The organism is Frankia sp. BMG5.23 (assembly GCF_000685765.2).
Classification (GTDB): domain Bacteria; phylum Actinomycetota; class Actinomycetes; order Frankiales; family Frankiaceae; genus Frankia; species Frankia casuarinae.
This window is the reverse complement of record NZ_JDWE01000010.1, coordinates 1-24029: the sequence shown is the minus strand read 5'-3', so window position 1 is coordinate 24029 and position 24029 is coordinate 1. Positions and strand designations below refer to the sequence as shown.

Here is a 24029-nt window from a genome sequence, read left to right as displayed (position 1 = left end):
CACCGAAACGGATTAACCGAGGATGGCGTCGATCGCCCGGTAGACGCGTTCCTCGGAAACCGGGTACGGGGTGCGCAGGCTCTGCGCGAACAGGCTCACCCGCAGCTCCTCGATCATCCAGCGGAGGCGCCGGATCTCGGGCGCCGGCTCCCGGCCGGCGGGGACGGTGGCGAGCAGCTCCCGATAGGCGTCCTGGACGCGCCCGACGGTCGCGGTGTTGAGCCTGTCCCGCCCGGGATCGCGGGGCAGCCGCTCCAGTCGCCGTTCCAGCGCGGTCAGGTAGCGGACGAGGTCCGCCAGCCGGTCGGCCCCGGTGTCGGTGACGAATCCCCGGTAGATCAACGAGATGAGCTGGTCACGCGCGTCGGCCACCGACGCCGCCACCGCCGGGGCACGCAGCTCGCGCAGCGCCAGATCGACCGCGTGGGCGAGGCCGAGCACCTGCTGAACCTCGCGGACCACCTCGAAGGCGGCCTCGGGCAGTCCCGCGCGTACCGCGGCGAGCAGCGCGGTGAAGCCCGCTTCGTCCCAGGCGGGCCCGCCGGCCGCGGCGATCAACCGGTCGGCGGCGGCCCGCACACAGTCGTCCAGCAGGTCGGCGGCGTCGCGGTGCGGGTTGTGGCTCAGGGCCAGCTTCGCGGCGTTCGACAGCCGGGCGTTGAGGCCGCGCACCGGGGAGGGGACGCCCAGCAGCACCAGGCGCCGGGTGCCGGCCCACATCAGCTGGCGCTGTTCGGCCTCGGTGTCGGCGGCTCGCACCGCGACCGAACCGCCCTCGTCGACCAGCGCCGGGAACGCCTTCACCACGTGGCCGCCCGCCACGTTGCCGCCGCGGCGCAGCTCGACGACCTTCGGCAGGGTGCCGAGGTCCCCCCACGCCCGCAGGCCGGCCCGCTCGAGGCCGTCCGCCGCGGCAGCGACGGCCTCCCGGGTCCTCGGGCGCAGCCGCTCCTTGATGGCGTCGAGGTCCTTGCCCTCGGCCAGTACCCGCCCGCCGGCGTCCTCCACCCGGAAGGTGAACCGCAGGTGATCCGGCACACCCGCCAGCGACCAGGAATCGCGCGGGATCTCCGGCCCGCCCATCCGGCGCAGCTCGTGTTCCACCGCGGTGAGCAGGGGCGCCTGGCGTGGCGTGATGTTCGCCAGGACCGCCTTGGCGTAGTTCGGCGCCGGGACGAAGCTGCGCCGCACCGCCTTCGGCAGCGCCCGGATGAGGGCGGTGACGAGCTCCTCGCGCAGCCCCGGCACCTGCCATTCAAAGCCCTCGGCGCCGACCTGGTTCAGCACGGCCAGCGGGATGTGCACGGTGACCCCGTCGGCCGCCGAGCCCGGTTCGAACTGGTAGCTCAGCGGCAGCGCGAGGTCGCCCGCCTGCCAGACGTCGGGGTAGTCGGCCTCGGTGATTCCCGTGGCGTCCGCGGTGACGAGCATCGAGCGCGGGAAGTCGAGCAGGTCCGGGGTCGTCCGGCGCGCCTTGCGCCACCAGGCGTCGAAGTGCCGGGCGGACACGATGTCCGCGGGGACGCGCTCGTCGTAGAAATGGAACAGCGTCTCGTCGTCGACGACGATGTCGCGCCGCCGGGCCCGGTGCTCCAGCTCCTCGACGTCGGCGAGCAGCTCCCGGTTGGCGTGGAAGAAAGTGTGGCGGGTCTGCCAGTCACCCTCGACCAGTGCGTGCCGGAGAAACAGCTCCCGGCACAGGACCGGGTCGATCCGGCTGTACTGGACCGGCCGGGAGGCGACGATCGTCACCCCGTACAGAGTCACCTTCTCGTCGGCGAGCACCGCGCCCTGCCGGCGCGACCAGCGCGGTTCGCTGTACGTGCGATGCACCAGGTGGGCGGCGAGCGGCTCGATCCAGTCCGGGTCGATCCGCGCGGCGGTGCGGCCCCACAGCCGGGAGGTCTCCACCAGCTCGGCGGCCATCACCCAGGCGGGTGGTCCGGACGGCCGCTTCGGCGCGTCCTCGCCCGCCGGGTCCCCCGGGTTCGCCGACGTGGCTGTCGGCCCGGTGCGCTCGGCACGGTTCGACCGCCGGGCCAGGACGGAGCCCGGCCAGAGCGCGAAGCGGCCGCCGCGGGCGCCGGCGTACTCCCGGCGCTCCGGGTCGTAACGACCGATGTGCGACAGCAGCCCGGTCAGCAGGGCCCGGTGCACGGTTCGTGGATCGGCCGCGCCGGAGCTGTCGTCCCGGGGGGTGAGCCCCAGGCCGCGGACCACCGCGGCGAGCTGGCCGTGCACGTCCTGCCATTCCCGGATGCGCAGGTAGTTGAGGAACTCCGTGCGGCACATCCGCCGGAACTGGTTGGCCGACAGCTCGCCGCGGGCGTCGCGCAGGTAGTTCCACAGGTTCAGGTACGCCAGGAAGTCCGAGGTCGGGTCCGCGAACCGGGCGTGGCGGGCGTCGGCCGCCTGCTGGTGCTCGACCGGGCGCTCCCGGGGATCCTGGATCGCGAGCGCGGCGGCGATGACGAGCACCTCGCGCAGGCAGCCCTGCTCGTCGGCGGCGAGCACCATGCGGGCCAGCCGGGGATCCACCGGGATCTGCGCCAGCCGCCGGCCGAGGGGAGTGATCCGGTGACGGGGATCGGACGCGGTGGCGTCGAACGCCCCCAACTCGGCGAGGAGCAGTTCGCCGTCGCTGATCTGGCGGGGGTCGGGCGGATCGAGGAACCCGAACGTGGCCATCTCGCCGAGGCCAAGGTCGGCCATCCGCAGGATGACCGAGGCCAGGTTCGTCCGCAGGATCTCCGGATCGGTGAACTCCGGCCGGCCGGCGAAGTCCTCCTCGCTGTAGAGGCGGATGCAGATGCCGTCGGCGGTCCGCCCGCAGCGCCCCTTGCGCTGGTTGGCGGAGGCCTGCGAGATCGGTTCGATGGGCAGCCGCTGCACCTTGGTGCGGTGGCTGTAGCGGGAGATCCGGGCGGTGCCCGGGTCGATCACATAATGGATCCCCGGCACGGTCAGCGAGGTCTCGGCGACGTTGGTGGCCAGGACCACCCGCCGTCCGGTGTGCGGCTGGAACACCCGGTGCTGCTCGCCGGCGGACAGGCGGGCGTAGAGCGGCACGATCTCGGTGTTCGGCCGCTGCTCGCGGGTGAGTGCCTCGGCGGTGTCGCGGATCTCCCGTTCGCCGCTGAGGAACACCAGGATGTCGCCCGGGCCCTCCGCGCACAGCTCGTCGACCGCCTCGCTGATGGCCTGGGTCTGGTCGCGCTCGGCCTCGCCGTTCTCCCTGCCGGTCCTCCGCGCGTCGGCCGGGCCGCTGGCTGGTCCGCCGGCTGGGCCGCCGGCTGGGCCGCTGGCCGCCGGGACGAGCGGGCGGTAGCGGACCTCGACCGGATAGGTGCGCCCGGACACCTCGATGACCGGGGCACCCGCGAAGTGGGCGGAGAACCGGGCCGTCTCGATCGTCGCGGAGGTGATGACAATCTTGAGATCCGGCCGGCGGGGGAGCAGCGACCGCAGGTAGCCGAGGATAAAGTCGATGTTGAGGCTGCGCTCGTGCGCCTCGTCGATGATGAGCGTGTCGTAGCGGCGCAGCTGGCGATCGGAGGAGATCTCGGCCAGCAGGATGCCGTCCGTCATGAGCTTGACCAGCGTGTTCTCGTGCACCTGGTCGGTGAACCGGGTCTGGTAGCCGACGACGCCGCCCATCTGGGGAGCCGGGGTGCGCAGTTCCTCCGCGATGCGGTCGGCGACGGTACGCGCGGCGATTCGGCGCGGCTGGGTGTGCCCGATCATCGCCCGGACCCCGCGGCCGAGCTCCAGGCAGATCTTCGGTAGCTGGGTGGTCTTGCCGGACCCGGTCTCCCCGGCGACGACGACCACCTGATGATCCCGGATCGCGGCGAGAATCTCGTCCTTGCGCTGGGTGACCGGAAGGATGTCGGGGTAGTCGAGCGTCGGAACGCTGGCCCGGCGCCGCTCCAGCCGTAGCGATGCCCGGTCCACCTCGGCGGCGATGGCCTGTAGGGCCCGCTGGCGCGCGGCGGGCTCGCGGGTGCGCCGGCTCTCGGCGAGCCGTCGGCCCAGCCGATGGGCGTCGCGAGGAGACAACCCGGTCAGCCGCGCGGACAGCTCCGCCGGTGGCACTGGGCCTGCCGGTGGCACTGGGCCTGCCGGTGGCACTGGGCCTGCCGGTGGCACTGGGCCTGCCGGTGGTGACGGCTGCTGCGGCGGCGTGGGCGGCGGCGTGGCGGGAGGATTCAAGAGCTGCCTTTCCACACGTCGTTAAGCCTAGGGCACAGCTGTCCCGGCGGCGTTGCGTTCCTCCGGCCCGTCGGGCGGCGGCGACGACTCTTCGGCCGGCGAATTTTGGGGACCTGAGCACGGTCTGCGGTCCCTGGACCGTGTCTTGCTCCCCTGAACTGGAGGTCGGGCCATCCCGTTACCTCTTCGACGGATGAGAGGTTCGACGGATGAGAGGCGAGGCGGTCCTTTGCCGACCAAGGCGAGGTGCGGCCGGTAGCCTGCCAACAGCCCACCCGGTCGGCGGGGGGCCGCCGCTCGACGCCGTCGCGGCCTTTATGCCGTCGCAACCTCTGTGCCGTCGCAACCTCTGTGCCGTCGCAACCTCTGTGCCGTCGCAACCTTGTCGTCGACAGGAACCTCGATGTTGAGGGGGCTGAGCCCTCATGATGATGAGGTGCGAAGTCGGCCCCCACCCTGGTCCGGGCGACCTCCTCGGGCCGGGCAGGGCGTGACCGCCGACGGGCGGGAGGCGGCCTCGTCCGGGGTGCGCGAGGCGGTCCCGTCCGTGGCGCCGGCCACCGTGCCCACGGTCGCCTCCGCCTCCGCCTCCGCGGGCACGGTGACCGCCTTCGGGGAGGGCGCGCTCGAGCTGGGCCGAGCCTCCGTCGAGCTGGGCCGGGCTTACCAGGCGCTGGAACAGGTCATGGGGCGCGTCCTCGTCACCCTGCGGGCGGTCGCGGTTCTGCTGACGGTGTGCTACGTCGCGGTCTGGCGCTGGTACGACCACAGGCCGGCGGCGATGGCCGTCGCGGGGCTGACGGCCATCGGCGGTCTCGTCTTCTGCGTCGTCGGCCTGCGACGCGGGATCCGTCGATCGATGACCACCGTCACGGTCGCGATGTCGGCGGTCCTCGCCCTGACGGCCTCGTCCTGGTTGCCGCCCGCTTCGGTGGGGGACAGCGGGAACTTCGTCTTCCTGACCGCCATCAACGCCGGGATCGTGACGGTCTGGACATTTCCGACGGCCGTCGCGTCGGTCCTGCTCCTGACGCTGTGCGGCGCCACTCTCGTAGGCGGCTGGGGCCACAATCCCCAGGTCTTCTCTCAGACCGCCATGCTGCTGATCATTCCCGGTCTACTCGGGCTGGCGATCGGTCGACTGCGCCGGATCGCCCGCACGGCCGACCAGCGCTGGGCGAACGTCGCGGCCCGGCACCGCAGCGAGGCGGTCGTCCTCGCCGTCGCCCGCGACCGCCGGGAACGGGAGCGAGTCATCCACGACACGGTGCTGAACACCCTGACCGGCATCGCCTGGGGCGGGGGACGGGACGTGGAACTCACCCGGCGTCGATGTGCGCAGAGCCTCACCGCCGTGCGCGGCCTGCTCGACCGGGACGACGAGGTCGGTCCGCCGATCGGCGAGCGGCTGGCCGAGGTCGTCCGCGACGCCACTCGACGGGGGCTGCAGGTCAGCCTCGACGACCAGCGTCTCCCAGCCATCGCGGGGGAACCTCCCGGTGAGCCCCCGGCGGTGGTCGTGGAGGCCTTCGTCGGAGCGGTCGGCGAGGCGCTGGTCAACGTGGAACGGCACGCCGGCACCCGGCGTGCCTCGCTGCTCCTCGGCGGTGGCCCGGGCCTGCTCATCGTGACGGTGTCCGACGCCGGGTGCGGCTTCGACCCGCGGCGGGTCGACTCCGCCCGGCTCGGGCTGCGCGAGTCCATCGTCGGACGGCTGGTGGATGTTGCCGGGACCGCCCGCATCGACGCGCGCCCGGGGCAGGGCACCGTTGTTGAACTGCAGTGGCGCGCCCCGGACGCGACGACGGGGCACGTGACGCGACCACATCCAAGCGATGATCGCGATGATCGTGGCGATCGGGATGATCACGGAGCCGGAAGGGCCGGAAGGGCCGGAAGGGCCGGCGGGCGGGTCGGTGGAAGGGCCGGCGGGCGGGTCGCCGATCGTCGGGACGTCGCCGCGATCGCCGCCGAGCTACGCGACGCCTATGCCGCCGGGCTGCGCCGGGCGCTCGGGCAGATCGCCGGGCTGTGGCTGATCATCATGCTCGTGCCGTTGGTCGGCACGGGTGGGTGGGTGCGGACGATGGCCGGAGCGGGAGCGCTGTGGCTGCTGGTGGCCGTGCTCACCGTCGTCTTCGTCCGGCGCGGACGGAGTCGGCCGATCAGCGGTCCCGAGGCGGCCGTGCTGCTGTTCCTGGCCGTCGCCGTCGCCGTCGCCGGCATAGCGAACACCGTCGGCGCGGACATCGTCCGGATTGCGGACTGGCCGTTGCTCGTGCTTCCCCTGCTCCTAGCGTTCATCACCGCCTCCCGGCCACTCTGGGAATGGGTGGGTGCGCTGCTGGTCGCGATTGCCATGATGATCGTTGCGGTGTTCCTGCGCGGTAGCACCGAATCGCTGGTGCTGGCGCGGCTGGGGGTACTGATCTACGGTGCGTGCGGGGTGCAGATCGTGACCGCGATGCTGGGTCCCCTGCTGCGCGGCACCGCGGAGACGACCGCCCGCGCCTTGGCCGCCGAGGCTGAGGTCGCCGCCCAGGTGGATGCGTCCACCATGATCAGGTGGGAGCGGGCGCAGTGGTTGCGCACCGTGGGGTGGGAGGTGCTGCCGTTACTCGACGGGGTCGCGGGCGGTTGGTTGGACCCGCGGGAAGCCGCCGTTCGGAGCAGGTGCGCGATGCGGGCGGCCGCTGTCCGTCGCATGATCACCGGGGGTGGTCCGTCGTCGGCGCTGGCGGACCTCGACGTGGTCGTCGCCGACGCCGAGGCCGCGGGAATGACCGTCCAGATCCAGCTGTCCGGCGATCTGCGGCTCGCGCCAGCTCCTGTGCGGGCCATGGTGGCCGATCAGGTGCGGGAGGTGCTCGCCGCCGTCCCCGGCGGCCGGGCGATTGTGACGGTCCTGTGGACGCCGGCCGGCGGCAGTGTTTTCGTCTCGCTGCCCTGGCCGCAGGGCCTGCCGCCCCCGCAGCTCGGCCGCGGGGGAGAGGACGCGGGCGGGATCGAGGTCGCGGTGGAGCTGGACGATCGGTGTCTCAGCCTGGAGCTGACCTGGCCGGCGGCGAGCGCGGTCACGGACCCGACCGGGCGGGTCGAGTCGATCGGTGGGCTGGCGGAGTAGTAGGCCGGCGGAACGGCGGGATGGCGGAGCAGTAGGACGGCAGGCCAGCAGAACGGCGGGCCGGTGGGCTGGCCGAGTAGTTAGGCCGGCGGGGCAGCCGGTCGGCGGGCTGGGAGCGAACCGCGTTCAGAGCTCGGTGATGATGCGCCGTAGCAGCTCGGCAGTGTCACCCGGGGTCGTGCTGTCGACACTGAGCCGGTTATACACCTCCATGTACCGGTCGACGTCCTCGCGCTTGTCGAGGTAGGCGGAACCGGTGAGCTGCTCCAGGTAGACCACGTCCGGCAGGTCCATTTCGGGGAAGCGGAGGATCGTAAAGGCCCCACCCTCCGCCGCGTGGCCGCCAAAGGCGAACGGCATCACCTGCAGGGTGAGGTTCGGCAGCTCGGACACGGCGATGAGGTGCTCGAGCTGGGCCCGCATCACCTTCGGTCCGCCGATCGGCCGACGCAGCGCCGCCTCGTCGATGACTATCCAGAGCCGTGGCGGGTCCTTACGGCACAGCAGCTTCTGCCGGTTGAGCCGCACGCTGACCCGGCGCTCGATGACGTCGACTGGTAGGCCACCACTACCTTGCGTGATGATCGCTCGGGCGTAGTCCTCGGTCTGCAACAGGCCCGGAATGAACTGGAGTTCGTAGGTCCGGATGAGCTGGGCCGCCTCCTCCAGGCCGATGTACGGCTGGAACCAGGACGGGAGAACGTCGTTGAAGTTCTGCCACCAGCCAGCGGCGTTCGCCTCCCGGACAAGGGCCAGCAATGGGGCGCGCTCTGCATCGTCCGTGACCTGATAGAAGGTCAGCAGGTCGGCGACGTCGCGTTCTTTGAAGCTGACGCGGCCAAGCTCCATCCGGCTGATCTTCGACTCTGATGCGCGGATGTGGTAGCCGGCGGTCTCCCGGCTGATGCCCTTCTCCTCGCGAAGTCGACGGAGCTGAGAGCCGAGCAGGATCCGACGTACGGTCGGTCCACTTCCCGGCTGAGCTGTCGTCACGGTCGGCCCCCTCGCCATGGTCAACGCAAGAGTAAGATACTCGATCTTCTGGTTCCGGATGGGTGGCTGGTTCTCTCGTCTGGGTGACACGCGCGTGTTTAGCGTAGTGAGGATTATTTGTATACACGCTTACGGGGAGCGCCGACGACGGGTCTCCGTTTAACGGGGGGTAGGGGTGCCCCCGGCTGTCGGGTGCAGGCGCAATGGTGTGGACGATGACATGTCCGGACATTCCACTCTCACGGTGCCAGATTCCAGGGGCGTGAGGACTTCGGGCCCCTGGACGGCGATCGTGTGCTTCCTAGTGTTACTCTCCACGGCTGCACCCCTCTTCGCTCCTCCCCCCACTCTCCCCATCGGGTTCCCCTCCGCCGTCCGGTCCCTCCGCCGTCCGGTCCCTCCGCCGTCCGGTCCCTCCGCGGATCTCTCCGGGTTCACGCCGGCGCTCTTCGCCGCCGCGCTGGTTCTGGTGCACGATCTCCGTCGAGTGCTGTCGAGGTGTCCCCCGTTGTTTTACAGCTATGTCGCGGGCCCCGGGACCACGAGTGGACCGGAAGGGCCACGGTTTTCGCTACGCCGAGGCTATGACCTTGTGCACAGTCAGGTCGCGCGCGGCCGGCCTCCCGTCGTCCGGGGAGCCGGAGTGCCCCGTCGTGAGCGCGCGTCTCGCCCCAGACCGGGGATCTTTTTCTCCCGGCTCGGTCCGCGGCCGCCTTGTACGGGTGCCTGGCGCATGGGTCGGATTCGTCACTCTTCGGATTTTTCGGACGTTTCGCCTAGTGGGGTCGAGGCCCGTCCATGGTCCTTCTGCGGAGCCTCACGGGCGGACTGGGCGCAGATTCGTGGTGCCTGCATGGTTCTTGTGATGGGATTTTTAGTGCTTTTGGTAGTTATATCAACATTCTCGGCGCCTTCGTCGGAAGCTGTCGATGCTCCCTTGATCTTCTCTTGATCTTTCTTTGGGCTTCCCTGGGGCCGCCCCGGGGCTGGTTCGGCGTGGAGGCCGCGGCGGCGCGAGGCGTCGGGCCGGGCATCTGTCACCCGCTTGATGCACGTGCACCCGACCGTGCTGTATCGTGAGCCAAAGTTCGTGCAGCCGCACACGCTGGCATGATGGGACGGTCTTCCGGGGGGGTGTTCCATCGTGGGTTTGGCTGGCGGTCGGCCGGCGGTCGGTGGTTGGCCCGTCGGTGGTATGGCGAGCGGACGGCGTGGGTCGGGGCCGTGGCGGCATGGCTTCCCGGGGCTTCAGGAGATCGACATGACCAAGATCTACAGCGGTATGTCCGCCGCGGCACTGCAGCGCGTGACATGGCAGAAGAGTCGTCGGAGCAACTCGCAGGGAAACTGCGTCGAAATGGCGAAGCTTCCGGGTGACGAAGTTGCCGTCCGTAACTCTCGGCATCCAAACGGACCCGCTCTGGTGTATACCCGAGCTGAAATCGAGGCTCTGATACTCGGGGCCAAAGACGGCGACTTCGACAACCTGCTCCAGTAGTCGCGCCCGTCATGGCCTTCCCGGTTCCGGCAGCCTCGACGAGGCGGGTACGTTCCATCGCCGTGTGGGCTCCCTATGCAGGGAGCCCACACCGGGTCGTGGACGGTGTGGGCACCGCGGCCGATTGTGGCCTGGGGGGCGGTGCCCGGCCGGACCGGGCGGGCGCGTGGCGAGACGGAGACAGTATGCCCACGTCGATCCCTGAACGGATCTTCAGCTCGGAGGATCTGCCGCTCCTCTCACTTCCCGGTGCCGACGGGCTCATCACCTGCCAGTGGATTCACGAGTCCATGAGGGTGCGGACCCCGTCAGGACGCGGCTGTGACGCCATCCGCGGCTGTGACGCCATCGAGGAGCGGCGGCGCGCGCAGGTCGGTTTCGTCCTGGTCGAGCCGGCCTGGCTGGTTCGCGCGGCGGCCGAGCGGCTCCGCGCGCCGGGAGTCGACGCCATCGTCCTGCACGCTCAGGCCAGCCCGCCAGGTCGCAGCGCGCTGGCCTTGGCGTTCGCCTCTCATCTGCGCAATGCCCTGAGACGGCCGGGAGCAGGCGGTACGCCCGCCCCCGGCGGCCCCCCCGGGTCCGGCAGCGAGCCGGAGGTCGGTGACAACGTCGTCACCGCCGGGGTGCGGCCGGATCTCAGCGGCTTCGCCGATCTGATCCGGGTACCCCATCTGGTGACCGTCACCGACGGCACCGGTGCCGTCGCGGACACGGTCGTGTGGGAAATCATGACCGGCGCGCGGTTCGACACCTGGCTCGATGGAGCTCCCCGGCCCGACCAACGAGCCATCGAGGCGCACCTGCCCGGTCTGTTGCGTCTGCGCGGCCTGCACCGGGTCGGCCGGCTGGATCATCCGGGCGCCGGTGCTCTGCTGGACCTGCTGGGCGGCGGCTATCTCTCCAGCAGGTTGATCCACCGCTGCCCCCGGGCCGTCCTCCCGCTCGTCGCCGCGACCTGACCCTCCGGTTCCCCGGCCGGGGGCCCGGGGATACCCGGTGTCCACCTGTATCCTGCCGTTATCCTGCCGTTCGCCGCTCGGGAGTGCCATGCGCGACGGTGGTTACGCGGCGCGCCTTCCACCACCTGACGGTCAGCCAGGGCCTATGGTCAAGCGCACCGGAACGCCGCTTTATGGGGAGAGTCGCGGATGACCGTATCGCTCGAGGACGCCCGTCGGATCATCGCCGCCGGGGAGAAATATGCGGTTCACCTCGGTCAACCGGTTAACATTGCTGTCGTTGACCACGCCGGAATTCTGGTTGCCCACGTCCGGATGGACAATGCCCGGCTCGAGACCGCGGATATCTCCGTCGACAAGGCGTGCGCGGCTCGGGCCTGGGCTCCGCCGGCCCATCTGGTCAGTCATACCGGTGGCGAGGGACACGCTGGCGGCGAGGCGCACGCCGGCGCCGAGGCGCATGCCGGCGGCGAGGCACCTGCCACGGGTGACGGCCGCGTCGGACGGGAGCGTCCGTCGCCGGCGGAACCGGTCGTCACCGGTCTGCCCGGTGCGCTGCCGCTGTGGCGGAACGGGGTGATCGTGGGGGCCGTCGGGGTGAGCGGTGGTCCCGCCCCCCTTGACCAGGCCATCGCCCGGGCCGCCGCGGCGGCGTTCTGACCGGGCCGACCGGACTGACCGGGCCGACCGGGCCCCACCCCCACGCGGTATCGCTCCCCACGCGGCACCGCGTGGGGAGCCCGAAGCGGGATCGGATCCTGAAACCGGGAGCGATCGATCTTCGGTGAATCTCACAAAATCAACGGAATGGCATCGAAGGGTGGTTCTTCTGGTTCAGGCTTGATGGAGTGGGGAGCGTCACGGCTCTGGGAGTCGGGCCGCACCGGCCTCGGCGCCGTCGTGCGGACCGCCGGGCCGCGCTGCTCGGGCTCGTGAGCCTCCTGATCGGCTTGGGAGCGGTCGGCTGCCGGGTCTCCACCGACGGGCCGACCGCGTCCCCGGCCTGCGCGGCGCCGGGCGTCGCTCCGGACGCGATCAGATTCGGCCTGCTCTATCCGGACACCGGAAACGCGGCGTCACTGTTCCGCTCCTTCCGGGCCGGGGTGGACGCCCGGCTCGGGGTGGCCGACAAGGCGGGCGGTGTGTATGGCCGAAAAGTGGTCTATGTCTGGCGGGATGACGCCTCGAATCCCGCCGGAAACCAGGCCGCCGCCCGGGGGCTCGTGGAGAACGACCAGGTGTTCGGAATCATCGAGTCGACCTCCGTGGCCAGTGGTTCCGCCGGTTATCTCAATAGCCGGCGAATACCGGTGACCGGTACCTCGCTGGAGGCGGCCTGGACCCATAACGACAACATGTTCAGCTACTCAAATATGATCTTCGACGGGCCGTCCGTCACGACCTGGGGTGAGTTCGTCGCCGAGCGCGGCGGCCACCGGGCGATCATCGCCCAGTCCGGGTTCTCGGCGACCTCCGTGACCCTCGCCGACAAGATGGCGTTGAGCCTCGCCGCGGCCGGGGTGCGGGTGCTCGGCCGGATCGACGCGACCGGGCCGATCGACATCCCGGGCATCGGCCGGAAGGTGCGCGACAGCGGCGCGGACGTCCTGGTCGGCGCCGTCACCGGCGCCGCCTTCGGCCAGGTGGTCCTGGGCGCCCGGGCGGCCCGGGCGGATCTGCGGGTCATCCTGTCGCCCACCGGCTACGACCAGCGTCTCCTGCAATTGTTCGGCGGAGTGCTGGCCGGGGTCTACAGCTTCGTCGACTACCTGCCGTTCGAGCAGGAGACTCCCGCTCACCAGCGGTTCCTGCAGGCCATGCTGGAGTACGCGCCCCAGGTGTCCCCGCCGGCCCAGCAGGCGGCCCTGTCCGGGTGGATCTCGGCGGACATGTTCCTGCGCGGTCTGGTGGCCGCCGGGCCATGCCCCAGCCGGGAGACGTTCATCAGGGGCCTGCGGGCGGTGCGCGGCTATGACGCGGACGGGTTGCTGCCCGTCCCCGTCAACTTCGCCACCCATTTCGGGCAGATCAACCGTTGCTACACCTTCCTTCAGGTCACCGCGGACGCGAAACGTTTCGCGCTGGTCCCGCCCGTACCACGGTGCGGGACCGAGATCGGCCGGTAGCACGTGCCCCATCGTGGCGCCGCGATGTGAGCCGCGTCCGCGCCGCCCGTGCCTCCTGACCAAGAACTTCGGACTAGCCTCGGACTAGCATCGCTGGGGCGGCAGAAGACGTTCCAGCTCCAGGACCGGTTACCCGGCCGGCTCGGGATCGTTACGAGGACGACACGGGCCGCACCCCGATCTTCCGTGATCTGCACCAGGAGAAGCCAGTGAGCTCAACGCCCGTCAACGTCACCGTAACCGGCGCTGCCGGTCAGATCGGCTACGCGCTGCTGTTCCGCATCGCGTCGGGCCAGCTGCTGGGTGCGGACACGCCGGTGAAGTTGCGTCTGTTGGAGATCCCGCAGGCCGTGCGGGCGGCGGAGGGCACGGCGCTGGAGCTCGAGGACAGCGCCTTCCCGCTACTGGCGGGGGTGGACGTGTTCGACGACGCCAAGCGGGCCTTCGAGGGCACTAATGTGGCCCTCCTCGTCGGCGCACGCCCGCGGACCAAGGGCATGGAGCGTGGCGACCTGCTGTCCGCCAACGGCGGGATCTTCAAGCCGCAGGGCGAGGCGATCAACAGTGGTGCCGCCGAGGACATCAGGGTCCTCGTCGTCGGAAACCCGGCCAACACCAATGCGCTCATCGCCCAGACGCACGCTCCGGACGTGCCCGCCGAGCGGTTCACCGCGATGACTCGGCTTGACCACAACCGCGCGATCGCGCAGCTCGCCAAGAAACTCGGCGTGCCCAGCGCCGAGATCAAGAAGATCACGATCTGGGGTAACCACTCGGCTACCCAGTACCCGGACATCTTCCACGCCGAGGTGGGCGGGCGCAGCGGCGCCGAGGCGGTCGGCGACCAGGCATGGATTGCCGACGAGTTCATCCCGCGGGTCGCCAAGCGGGGCGCCGAGATCATTGAGGTCCGCGGCGCCTCGTCCGCGGCGTCGGCCGCCTCCGCGGCCATCGACCACATCTTCACCTGGGTCAACGGCACCCCGGCGGGCGACTGGACCTCGGCGGCGATCCCGTCCGACGGCTCCTACGGGGTGCCCGAGGGGCTCATCTCCTCGTTCCCGGTCACCGCGTCCGGCGGCCGGTTCGAGATCGTGCAGGGTCTGGAGCTCGACGCCTTCTCCCGGGAGAAGATCGACGCCTCGGTGCGTGAGCTGGCCGAGGAGCGGGAGGCGGTCCGCGCGCTCGGCCTCATCTGAGCCGATTTCTCCCCGCCTGCGCAGGCCGGTGAAGCCTGCGCAGGCCGGCGGAGCGGAGGGACGTGTGGAGGGTCGGTCACGGTTGCCGGCCCGGAAACGTGATTATCCCTCCACGGCTCCGTGTCAGGCGGCGGATGCGGCGGGAGATGACACGAACGGCGGACTTTCCGGCGTCCGTTGTGGTTTCTTCTTGAGGGACGCCGGTACCAGTGCCGGTGCCCGCGGCGTCAGCCGACCGAATCGCAGGCGCGCGGGCGACGGGGGCGACGGGGGATGACGAGGTATCCGGTATCCGGTATCCGGTATCCGTGATTCCGGCTCTCGGCTGGCCTGTCGCCGATGCGCCTGCCGGTCGTCGGACGTCGGCCTGGAGCCCTCGCCGCCGTCAATGGTGGCGAGACGTCCGAGGAGAGACATTGTCCCTCACGTCCACTCGGCCCGTCCCCTCGATCCCGCCGCATTCCCTGTTGCTGTTCCTGCTTCAGCTCGCCATGCTGCTCAGTCTGGCAATTCTGCTCGGACGTGTCGCCGTGCGCCTGCGGATGCCTGCCATCGTCGGTGAGCTCTGCGTCGGCGTGCTCCTCGGCCCGTCGTTGCTCGGAACGCTGTGGCCGACCTTCTCGGACTGGTTTCTTCCGCGTGACGCCGCGCAGTTCCACCTGCTCGACGCGGTGGGACAGCTCGGTGTCCTCTTCCTGGTCGCGCTCAGCGGGTTCGAGATTGATACGCGGATCATCCGCCGGCGCAGTCTCACCGTCGCCCGGATCAGCCTCGGTGGGTTGCTCCTGCCGTTGGGTTTCGGGATCGTCACCGGCGTGCTGATGCCGTCCTCCCTGCTGGGCCCCGACGGCGACCGGACGGTCTTCGCGCTGTTCCTCGGGGTGGCGATGTGCGTGAGCGCCATCCCGGTGATGGCGAAGACGCTCATGGAGATGCGTCTGACCCATCGGGAGGTCGGGCAGCTCGCGCTGGCCGGCGGGGTCATCGATGACGCCGTTGGCTGGCTGATGCTGGCGGTCGTGTCCGCGATGGCGACCACCGGTGTCCGGGCGGGCGACACGGCGTTGTCGGTGCTTTACGTCCTCGGGGTGGGGATCTTCGCGTTGACGATCGGCCGGGTCGTCGTCCGGGCCGTGCTGGGACGGATCATTGCCACGAGTGGTGCCGGGGCCGGGGCTGGCGCCGATCCCGGCGCCAGGAGCGGGTCGGTCGTGGCCTTCGTGGCCGTGCTGGTGCTCGCGTCGGCGGCCGGGACGCAGGCGTTGGAGCTGGAGGCGGTGTTCGGCGCCTTCCTGGGCGGGGTCGTCCTCGGGTCGTCCGGCCTGGTGGATCATGCCAGTGTCGCCCCGTTGCGAATCGTGGTGATGGCGGTGCTTGCGCCCATCTTCTTCGCGACGGCGGGCCTGCGTGTCGATCTCACTGCTCTGAGTGAAACCCGGGTTCTGCTCGCGGCGGTGATCGTGCTCGCGGTCGCGGTCTTCGGCAAGTTTGCCGGTGTGTACGCGGGGGCCCGGGCCAGTCGGCTGACCCCCTGGGAGGGTCTCGCTCTGGGCGCCGGCATGAACGCGCGGGGAGTCATCGAGATCGTGGTGGCCAGCGTCGGCGTGCGGCTGGGGGTGCTCTCCACCGAGACGTACACGATCATCGTTCTGGTCGCGATCGTCACGTCGGTCATGGCTCCGCCGATCCTGCGCCGCGCCATGCGACAGGTCGAGCAGACCGCGGCCGAGGAACAGCGTCGCCTTGTGCTGGACGGTCACCATGCGAGCGGTGCCGGTGGCGTCGGTGCCGCGGAGGCGGGTGTCATCACCCGTCGCGAGACCCGGACGCTCCCCGCGGCTCGGTCCCGCGCACGATACCGAAGGTCGGTGAACCCATCCAATACAACGGGTAGGGACGGGTTAGAATTCGAGGACGAATCCGCCGGCTGACGGACCACCTACCGTCGCGTCGCCGGATTTCTGCGGGCATGCCTACGGGGGACTCGTGACGGACCGGCTGACCGAGGCGGAGATCGAGGCGCTTTCCGCCACTTTTACCAACCAGATGAAGGCGACTCATCTGTTGGAACGTGCCGGGCTGGCGCGTCGGCACCATCCGCAGTTCTACCCGGGTGAGTCGTCGTTCGAGTTCTGGTCCGAACTCGCGTCGCTGTTGGAGAACGGCCTGTTGCCGGACGGCCGGAGGCGCATCCTCACCGAGGCGCATCGGGACTATCGGGGCAACCGGATCTTCGCCGACGCCGTCCGGGAGGACGGTGTTTCCCGTGGCGAGGGCGCCCCGTGGGAGGACGGCGTCCCGCGGCATGTCAGCGTCTTCTGCCTGGATGCCAGGCACTACAGCCGTCAGGACATCGCGACGCAGGCGAGCTGGCGGGAGGGGCTGCGCCGGATCGTCGATGAGGCGGTCGGAGGCGCCGGCCTGCCTCCCCGGTCGATCCGGCTGCGCCAGGATCGCGGCGACGGCTTTCTTGCGGCCGTGGCCGCCGACGCTCCCAAGGCTGTCCTCGCGACCGAGTTCGTCCGGGAACTGCGGATCGCGCTGCGGACCTACAACCGGGGGCGTGACGAGACCGGCCGAATCCGGTTGCGGTTGGCCCTGCACCAAGGCGAGGTGGGTATCGGCGGCAGTGGTTTCGTCGGCGACGCGGCGGTGGTCGCAGCCCGGCTGGTCGACGCGGACCCCGTCCGGCAGTTGCTGGAACAGGACAGGGACGCGGAACTGGCACTCGTCCTGTCGTCCGAGTTCTACCACAGTACGGTGGCCGGGCGGCTGCGGGATCTCGACCCGGCGCAGTACCGCCGAGTCGAGGTGTCGGTGGCGGGCAAGTACGAGGGCCTCGCGTGGATCACGCTGCCGGGGCGCCCGTTTCCGGTGGTGCGGACCCCGTCGAACGGCTCCGATCAGGGGCCGGTCGCGGACGGGAAGTGGGACTTCCTCATCTCCGCGGATCCGTCCGATGAGGCCTGGGGCTCCTGGATTGCCCGCGTGTTGGAAGGCCGTGGTCATTCGGTGCATCTGGCGGCCCTCGACGCGCTGCCCGGTGAGCACGAGATCGGTCTGCTGCATGAAGGGATCTCGCAGTCCCGGCGTACCCTCGCCGTGCTGTCGAAGAGCTACCTGGCCTCGGAGAAGATGCAGGCGGCCTGGCAGGCGGATCCCAACGGCGTGAAGCGCACGCTGATTCCGATCCGCGTCGAGACCTGTGACCCGGCCGGGCTGTTGCGCGGCATCAGCTACATCGATCTCGTCGACAAGAAGGACGGTGCGGCGGCGGAGCTTGAACTGGTCAGGCAGATCGTCCGGTCCCTGAACGGCCGCGGTTCCCGGCCGTCGACTCCGCCACCCTTCCCCGGGCAGCGATCCTGACCGGCCGCCGGCCGGGATCCTCGCGGTCCGCCGCCTCGACGTCGTCGGAGTCACCAGCGGTGCCGGTATCGGGGTCACCAGCGGTGCCGGCGTCGATCAGCAGTCGGCCGAGCCCGCGGCCGTAACTCGTGCTTCCCTCCAGCCTGGACCAGTCGGCCAGCGCCGTCATCATGGCCCGCAGTCCCGCTGCGGACGGTTCTCCGGCAACCGCCTGCTCGGCCTGGCTCTGCACTCTCGCCAGCCAGGTCAGCGCCTCGTTGCCGGCTGTCCGGGCGCGCCGGGCCGCCTCGTCGATCCGGGCCCTGCGCAGGATCGGCCGGCCTGCCGCCGTCGGCGCCCCGGCCAGCCGGAGCAGTCCGGCGGCGCGCCCGCCCTCCGACCCGGCGCGCCCGTAGGCGGTCAGGGCCCGCTGCCACAGTTCCTCCGCGCGTTCCGGATAGGCCGTTCGCGACCGGATGACCCGGCTCCCGCCGGGCCGACGGCCGAGCGTCTGCGCCCCGCCGTCCGGGAAGCCGGCCCAGTCGCCGCGCACCAGCGCCGCATGGGCCAGTGTCGCGTGGTCGGACCCGGCGCCGGCCTCGACCGCGTCCAACGCCATGCCGGCCTCGGCCTCCTGGTTCGCCCGGAACAGCAGATCCGCCCGCAGGATCCGCGCGTACGCCGCCGCCTGTGGCACCGGAAGCTCGTCGAGATGGGTGACGAAGAGATCAGCCGTGGCCAGGGCCTGCATTACGAGTGTTCCGGCAGGGTCGGCGGTCCGTGCGGCGCGCGGCGGATCGGCGCCGTGACCGTGCACGACCACGTGATGGGGCAGGCGATAGGACATGCGATGGGGGATGTGATGGGGGATGTGATGGGGGCCGGGCTCGTGCCTCCGGCCGGTTTCGCGGTGGTCGACGCGGAGACCGGTCAGGGCCAGTTGTGCCCGCGCCACCCGAATGCCGGGGATGATCGCGGCGCCGAGCACGCAGATGACCGCGGTCGTCGGTTCGAGCAGCGCGTGCCGTTGACGGGAGATGACCTGCGTTGTCCAGGCGATCAGCGGGGCGTCCGTCATGGTTCGCGACGGCCCGGCTGGTTTGGCCAAGCCGGCCGGAGGCGGAGCGAACGTCCTCGTGGCCCAGGCTCGGACGACGCCGACGTCATCAGGGGACCAGTTGAGGTCGAGAGCCAGCGCGGCGAGGTAGAGCGCCTCGTGCGCCGCCATGTGATCGGGGTCGGTCGGGTCGTGTTCGCTCTGCCGCAACTCCCGCAGTGCTCCTTTCGCCCGGCCGGCGGCGAGCGCCGTCGCCGCGCCGATGAGATGGCGTTCCGCGGGAGGCGGGGAGGGGTAACGGAGAGGCACACCCGCGGGCTCGACGCGGTGCTGTTCGTGCAGCAGGAGCGCTACCAGGAGCCGGGCTGAGGCAAGCGGCATCGTTGCGGTGTTCCTTCACGGACAGCGGGATGGGTCCGGAGCCAGATTTCATCGGAAGAAAGTAAAAATAGCGGGGCATGCCGACAGTATCCGGCGACCCGCCGCGCGGAAATCCATTCCGGCGCTCTCGCCGCGGCCAGGTCGTGGTATCTCTGGTATCTCGCTATATTTTTATAATTCTGAAAAATGCTATTCATTGTCTCTCGGGAAATACGAAGACCGGGGTGGACGTATGGTCGGGGTGGACGCGGTCCTCAGGCCTCCGCAGGAGCATCCGGGCATGTGGGACGCCGTCGACCTGGCTCAGATCGGATCCCATGGCACCGCGTCGTAGCGGCGGGTAAGCGTCGTCATGAGCCATTCGGATCCCATGGCACCGCGTCGTAGCGGCGGGTAAGCGTCGTCATGAGCCATTCGGATCCCGCGAAGAGGTGGCCGTCGATGGCCGGACGGGCGCGATCCCGCGTGAGTTGGTGACGAAGGCGGCCTCGGCCCGCCAGATCCGCCAGTCGCACGGGGGCCCGTACGCTGGGCGGGCCGCCGTCCGCCGGTGCCTGCTCCAACAGCGTCATGGTGACTCCGCGCAGGGCGGGAGCGTCTGGCCAGACGATCATGTTGCCATCGAAGAAACCGATGTTGGTCATTGCGCCCTCCGCGACGAGCCCGCCGGGGGCGGTCAACAGGGCGTCGTCGTAGCCGTCACGGCGGACGAGCCGGCCGTGCTGGATCTGCGCGAACGTCCCGAGATGCTTGAGGTGGGCGAACGGGCGCAGGTACGGCACTGACCGCAGCCGTTGTGGGGTGGTCGGCATGGTTGCCGGTTCGCCGATCGCGACAATGACGCGCACCCCTGCGCCGTCCGGCTGCTCGGTGACGACAATCCGGACCGTGGCATCCAGCGTGGTGGCGGCTGTCGCCGTGGCCTCGGAGCCGGCGGCGGCCGTCTCGGTGGCGTACAGTGCCTGCCGGATGCGGTGGCGAACCAGCTCGCCGTCCAGAGGCTCGCCGTAGAGCTCCTGGTTCGCCTCATTCAGCCGGGCGAGATGCCACCGCAGGCCCCGGGCCCGACCGGCTCGCACCTGCAGCACTGTGAAGTGGCCGTGGGGGAGCAGGGCTAGGCGGTGTGGCTCATCGAGGGGAACGGGGTGCCCGTCGATTTCGACGCGTCGAAGTGTGGGAGTGACCACCTTGGCCACGATAGTGACCCGCCGGCGGGCGGCGGTTCCGTGGGCTGGGCCGTCCGTGGCTGGGCCGTCACGCGCGATGTTCCGGTTGCGTCGCCCACGGAACCGCCGCCGTGTCGTCTTCGCTAGCGTGCTCGTGCGTGCTGCCGACAGGCTGCCGCCCACGAACGCCAACACGAACGCAAAGGAGTGTGGCTATGTCCGATCTTGCCGTCGATTCCACGGCCGACCCGGCGAAACTCGTCAGCGGTCTGCCCGCTATGTCGGAGCGTGAGGTCTCCGACCTGCTGGGTGGGCCGGCCGGTGACGCGGTGCTGGACGAGGTCTTCCGGCAGATGCGCGACACCTTCCGCCCAGAGCAGGCACAAGAAGAGAACGCTCTGGTCCGATTCGTGCTCAACGGTGGACCGGGCGGCGCCGTGCGCACCTACGAGCTGCGGGTCGCCGACGGTGTCTGCACTCTGGCGACACCGCCCGCCACCGGGACCCCGAGTGAATCCGCGGGGGAGCAGACGCTGACCATTATCACGGATCGTGTCCGCTTCGTTCGGGTGGTCTCCGGTCAGGCCAGCGGGGCCAAGCTCTTCCTCACCAGAAAGATCAAGATTGATGGTGACCTGAAGTTCGGAGGCAGGATCCTGTCTTGGTTTGAGATCAAGAAGGAGAGCTGACCGGCGGCGGTCCCCACCGGTGCCGCCACGATGAGGTGCCGGCTGGTGCGGCCGGTGCTGGACGTTCGGGAGTACGAGTTGCCCGCCGGGGCCGACGTGGCCGCTCTGTGCCGTCGCGCCGAGGAGGTCAGCTGGGAAGGCCAGCCGAGGAGGCCATGAGCGGACGGGTCGGCGACGTCGTTCAACCGGCGCCGGCCCGCCCCTCACAGGGCGAACTCGGCGGTGTTCAGGCCGAGGGCGAGGGCGGCCTCCCGCACCACGGCCCGCTCGCTGGCGACGAACTCGCCGTCAACCAGGCCGATCACCTGCCCGATGCGCACCACGGCGGCGGCTTCCGTCACCCGCCCCCGCACCTTGGCGATGTCGGCCAGCGCGGCCTGTTTGCCGGCGGCGAAGTCTGCGGTGAGACGGCTCAGATGTTCATCGAAGAGCCGTTCCACGTCCTGTTCGGGAAACTGGGACATCACCGGATCCGTGGCGATGAAGCCGAGTAGTCCCTCGCGTTCCGCCGGATCGATGCGACCATCGGCCGCGGTGACGAGGGCACAGATCGCCACGGCGGCGTCCCGGAAAGTGAGGCTGCGCAGCTCCTCCCGACGGGCGAACAGCTGCGCGCGCAGTGAGGCCAGGGAGGGCAGCCGCCGGTTGCCGACGGCGGGATCGAGGCCGCGCCAGAGCGGCCAGCCTTCGGCGAGCCAGCGACGTACCACCTCGGCCATCGATAGCGGGCGCAGGCGTGTCGCGAGGAGCACGTTGATGTTAACCGGAACCAGCGTGTGCTCCCCCCAGCGTGACGGCGTCGGGATGTCGGACGGCCAGAAGCCGGCGAACATGATACTGAGCACGTGATCGGTTGCGGATTCAGGTGAGTGGCCGGTGATGGTTCCGTCGTGCTCGACCGCCCCGATGAACTGCCGGGAGATCGTCCGAGGGCCGGCGAGGCGGCCTACCTGCCGTTCGAGAGCGTCGTCCGTGCTCTCTCCCGCCGCCACCGGACCGCCCGGAAGGACATGCCAGGCTTCTCCCGGCGGGCGAGCGAGGAGAATGCGGTCGTCAATCCGTACGAGAAGCCGAACATCAAGCCGAATAGCAGCCTGCAAAGGCATACCGAAAGCCTCCTGAAGACGCACGGCACAAGGCGGGTTACGCGCAGGCACCATCATCCACCAGATGGCGGAGCGAGTGGACGCGGCGGTCCGGAACTACTCATCTGCGCTGCCGGCGTGACCGCTCGGTCCGGGTGCCGCGTGCCGCCGTAGACCGCCGGGCGTCGCGCAGGTCCGCGGCCAGTGGTGGGGTGGGATCGGCCAGTCTCGGAAGGATGATGGTGTCTGTGGCGGCTAGGACGTCGAGCCGTCCGGACCTTAGCGCCGAGGCGTGGGCGCGGCGCCACCGGATCCGTATCCAGACCGTCCGCGCCCGATCCTAGGCCGATCCTGAGAGGCATACCGTGACCAAGTTTCTGCTCAGCGTGCATGTCCTGGCCGCGATCCTCGCGATCGGACCGGTCACCGTGGCCGCCAGCATGTTCGCCCCGGCTGCGCGCCTGGCGCTGACCTCCCCGGGCGACGAGCGTGCTGCCGGGATCGTCCGCGTGCTGCACCGGATCTGTGGCGTCTACTCCGCGCTCGGCCTCGTCGTACCGATCTTCGGGTTCTTCACCGCGCAGAGCCTGGGGGATGAAAGCTGCTGCCGAATCAGCGTCCGATGGCGTCTGATGGCCTCTGATGGCGTCGTATGATGTTCGTGTGAACCTTAAGGAGTGGGCCGCCGCGAACGGCGTCGGGTACACCACGGCGCGGCGCTGGTACCGCGACGGCCTGCTCCCGGTCCCTGCCCGCAAGGTCGGTGGGCTGGTACTCGTCGACGAACCCACCGTGCCGGCCGGGCGCCCCGTCGCGGTGGTGTACGCCCGGGTGTCGTCCGCTGACCAGAAGCCGGACCTTGACCGGCAGGTCGCCAGGATCGTCACCTGGGCGGCCAGCCAGAACCTGGCTGTCGGCAGGGTCGTGACCGAGGTCGGGTCGGCGCTCAACGGTCATCGGCGGAAGTTCCTCGGCCTGCTGCGCGACCCGGCCGTGACGACGATCGTCGTCGAGCACCGGGACCGGTTTGCCCGGTTCGGCGCCGAGTATGTCGAGGCGGCGCTGTCGGCGCAGGGCCGGCATCTGCTGGTGGTCGACCCGGGCGAGGTCGACGACGACCTGGTGGGCGACGTCACCGAGATCCTGACGTCGCTGTGCGCCCGGCTGTACGGTCGTCGGGCCGCGGCGAACCGGGCCGCCCGCGCCGTCGCCGCCGCCACCGAGGCTGGCGAGTGACGACGCTCCAGGCGTACCGCTTCGCCCTCGACCCGAACCAGGCCCAGCTCGCCGGTATCCGCCGCCACGCCGGGGCGTCGAGGTTCGCCTACAACTGGGGCCTGGCCCGGGTGAAGGCCGCGCACGCCCAGCGTGACGCCGAGCAGTCCTACGGGCTGACGGGCGACCTGCTCACCCCCGTCCCGTGGACGCTCCCCGCGCTGCGCCTCGCGTGGAACGCGGTCAAGCGGGACATCGCCCCATGGTGGGACGAGTGCTCGAAGGAGGCGTTCCGCGCCGGGCTCGACCAGCTTGCCCGCGGGTTGAAGAACGTCACCGACTCCCGGCAAGGGAAGCGGAAGGGCCGGCGGGTCGGCTTTCCCAGGTTCAAGAAGCGCGGGAGGGCCCGTGACTCGTTCCGGTACACCACCGGCGCCTACGGCCCGGCTGACGAGACCTACGTGAAGCTGCCCCGGATCGGGCGGGTGAAGGTCCACGAGCCGATGGGCGCCCTGACCGGTCGGCTGGCCGACGGACGGGCGCGGCTGCTCGGCGTGACCGTGTCCCGGACTGCTGACCGCTGGTTCGTGTCGTTCACCGTCGAGGTCGACCGCGACGTTCCCGAGCGGCCGTCGCGACGGCAACGCGCGGGCGGCCCGGTGGGCGTCGACCTCGGCGTGAAGCACCTCGCCGTTCTGTCGACCGGGCAGACCGTTCCCAACCCGAAGCACTACCAGCGGGCCGAACGGCGACTGCGCCGGGCGTCGCGGGCCCACGCCCGGTCGAAGCCGGGCAGCGCTGGGCGGCGGCAGCGCGCCGCCCAGCTCGCGACGATCCATGTCCGGGTCGCGAACCAGCGCCACAACGGGCTGCACAAGCTCACGACCCGGCTCGCCCGGTCCCACGACACGGTCGTCGTCGAAGATCTGCACGTCGCCGGGATGGTCCGTAACCGGCGGCTCGCCCGCGCGGTCGCC

The 24029-nt window shown here is 70.4% G+C and carries 16 protein-coding genes and 1 pseudogene; 12 read left to right on the top strand and 5 right to left on the bottom strand.

What is annotated here, in order from left to right; all coding sequences use genetic code 11:
- Window positions 1–12: 12 nt before the first annotated feature.
- Complete coding sequence (gene hrpA / locus BMG523DRAFT_RS07000) at window positions 13–4095, bottom strand: ATP-dependent RNA helicase HrpA (protein WP_023840337.1); 4083 nt, start codon at window positions 4093–4095, stop codon at window positions 13–15.
- Between the two features lie 607 nt (window positions 4096–4702).
- Here hrpA and BMG523DRAFT_RS06995 point away from each other — a divergent pair.
- Entirely contained in the window at window positions 4703–7336 is a 2634-nt protein-coding gene (locus tag BMG523DRAFT_RS06995) for a histidine kinase (protein WP_235462924.1), read from the top strand.
- 126 nt (window positions 7337–7462) lie between these two features.
- Here BMG523DRAFT_RS06995 and BMG523DRAFT_RS06990 read toward each other — a convergent pair whose 3' ends face one another.
- Complete coding sequence (locus BMG523DRAFT_RS06990; RefSeq protein WP_011437825.1) at window positions 7463–8329, bottom strand: helix-turn-helix transcriptional regulator; 867 nt, start codon at window positions 8327–8329, stop codon at window positions 7463–7465.
- A gap of 1261 nt (window positions 8330–9590) precedes the next feature.
- Here BMG523DRAFT_RS06990 and BMG523DRAFT_RS06985 point away from each other — a divergent pair.
- The 7 genes from BMG523DRAFT_RS06985 (at window position 9591) to BMG523DRAFT_RS06955 (ending at window position 17480) form a co-directional block, all read left to right on the top strand.
- Complete coding sequence (locus tag BMG523DRAFT_RS06985) at window positions 9591–9827, top strand: DUF397 domain-containing protein (protein WP_011437824.1); 237 nt, start codon at window positions 9591–9593, stop codon at window positions 9825–9827.
- 185 nt (window positions 9828–10012) lie between these two features.
- On the top strand, window positions 10013–10786 hold the full coding sequence (locus BMG523DRAFT_RS06980; protein ID WP_011437823.1) for a hypothetical protein: 774 nt from the start codon (window positions 10013–10015) through the stop codon (window positions 10784–10786).
- Window positions 10787–10975: 189 nt separating this feature from the next.
- Window positions 10976–11446 carry a heme-binding protein gene (locus BMG523DRAFT_RS06975; protein WP_043590699.1) on the top strand — a complete coding sequence of 157 codons (471 nt, stop codon included), beginning with the start codon at window positions 10976–10978 and terminating at the stop codon, window positions 11444–11446.
- Window positions 11447–11634: 188 nt separating this feature from the next.
- Window positions 11635–12912 carry an ABC transporter substrate-binding protein gene (locus BMG523DRAFT_RS06970; RefSeq protein ID WP_011437821.1) on the top strand — a complete coding sequence of 426 codons (1278 nt, stop codon included), beginning with the start codon at window positions 11635–11637 and terminating at the stop codon, window positions 12910–12912.
- A 209-nt stretch (window positions 12913–13121) separates the two neighbouring features.
- Window positions 13122–14111 carry a malate dehydrogenase gene (locus BMG523DRAFT_RS06965; RefSeq protein ID WP_011437820.1) on the top strand — a complete coding sequence of 330 codons (990 nt, stop codon included), beginning with the start codon at window positions 13122–13124 and terminating at the stop codon, window positions 14109–14111.
- Between the two features lie 416 nt (window positions 14112–14527).
- The gene (locus BMG523DRAFT_RS06960; RefSeq protein WP_023840335.1) at window positions 14528–16042 is read left to right on the top strand and encodes a cation:proton antiporter; all 1515 of its coding nucleotides are present in this window, start codon (window positions 14528–14530) and stop codon (window positions 16040–16042) included.
- A gap of 55 nt (window positions 16043–16097) precedes the next feature.
- Window positions 16098–17480, top strand: coding sequence for a toll/interleukin-1 receptor domain-containing protein (locus BMG523DRAFT_RS06955; protein ID WP_043590698.1), 1383 nt, complete (start codon window positions 16098–16100; stop codon window positions 17478–17480).
- On the opposite strand, the gene BMG523DRAFT_RS26310 is transcribed toward BMG523DRAFT_RS06955, so the two are convergent.
- The gene (locus tag BMG523DRAFT_RS26310; protein WP_235186958.1) at window positions 17401–18897 is read right to left on the bottom strand and encodes a hypothetical protein; all 1497 of its coding nucleotides are present in this window, start codon (window positions 18895–18897) and stop codon (window positions 17401–17403) included. The two genes, BMG523DRAFT_RS06955 and BMG523DRAFT_RS26310, sit on opposite strands and share 80 nt — an antisense overlap.
- Before the next feature lie 350 nt (window positions 18898–19247).
- Entirely contained in the window at window positions 19248–20093 is an 846-nt protein-coding gene (locus BMG523DRAFT_RS06945; protein ID WP_011437814.1) for an aminotransferase class IV family protein, read from the bottom strand.
- Between the two features lie 185 nt (window positions 20094–20278).
- Here BMG523DRAFT_RS06945 and BMG523DRAFT_RS06940 point away from each other — a divergent pair, with 185 nt between their 5' ends.
- The gene (locus BMG523DRAFT_RS06940) at window positions 20279–20752 is read left to right on the top strand and encodes an SCP2 sterol-binding domain-containing protein (protein WP_011437813.1); all 474 of its coding nucleotides are present in this window, start codon (window positions 20279–20281) and stop codon (window positions 20750–20752) included.
- Window positions 20753–20955: 203 nt separating this feature from the next.
- Here the strand turns inward: BMG523DRAFT_RS06940 and BMG523DRAFT_RS06935 are convergent, their stop codons facing one another.
- Entirely contained in the window at window positions 20956–21858 is a 903-nt protein-coding gene (locus BMG523DRAFT_RS06935) for a TerB family tellurite resistance protein (protein ID WP_011437812.1), read from the bottom strand.
- Window positions 21859–22202: 344 nt separating this feature from the next.
- Between BMG523DRAFT_RS06935 and BMG523DRAFT_RS06930 the strand changes: the two are divergent.
- The 3 genes and pseudogenes from BMG523DRAFT_RS06930 to tnpB all read left to right on the top strand — a co-directional run.
- A pseudogene (locus tag BMG523DRAFT_RS06930) lies at window positions 22203–22430 on the top strand (protease); the annotation flags it as partial.
- A 70-nt stretch (window positions 22431–22500) separates the two neighbouring features.
- The gene (locus tag BMG523DRAFT_RS06925; RefSeq protein WP_035909610.1) at window positions 22501–23073 is read left to right on the top strand and encodes an IS607 family transposase; all 573 of its coding nucleotides are present in this window, start codon (window positions 22501–22503) and stop codon (window positions 23071–23073) included.
- A partial coding sequence (gene tnpB / locus BMG523DRAFT_RS06920) for an IS607 family element RNA-guided endonuclease TnpB (RefSeq protein WP_043590695.1) occupies window positions 23070–24029 on the top strand: 960 nt, incomplete at its 3' end. The genes BMG523DRAFT_RS06925 and tnpB, both read left to right, overlap by 4 nt.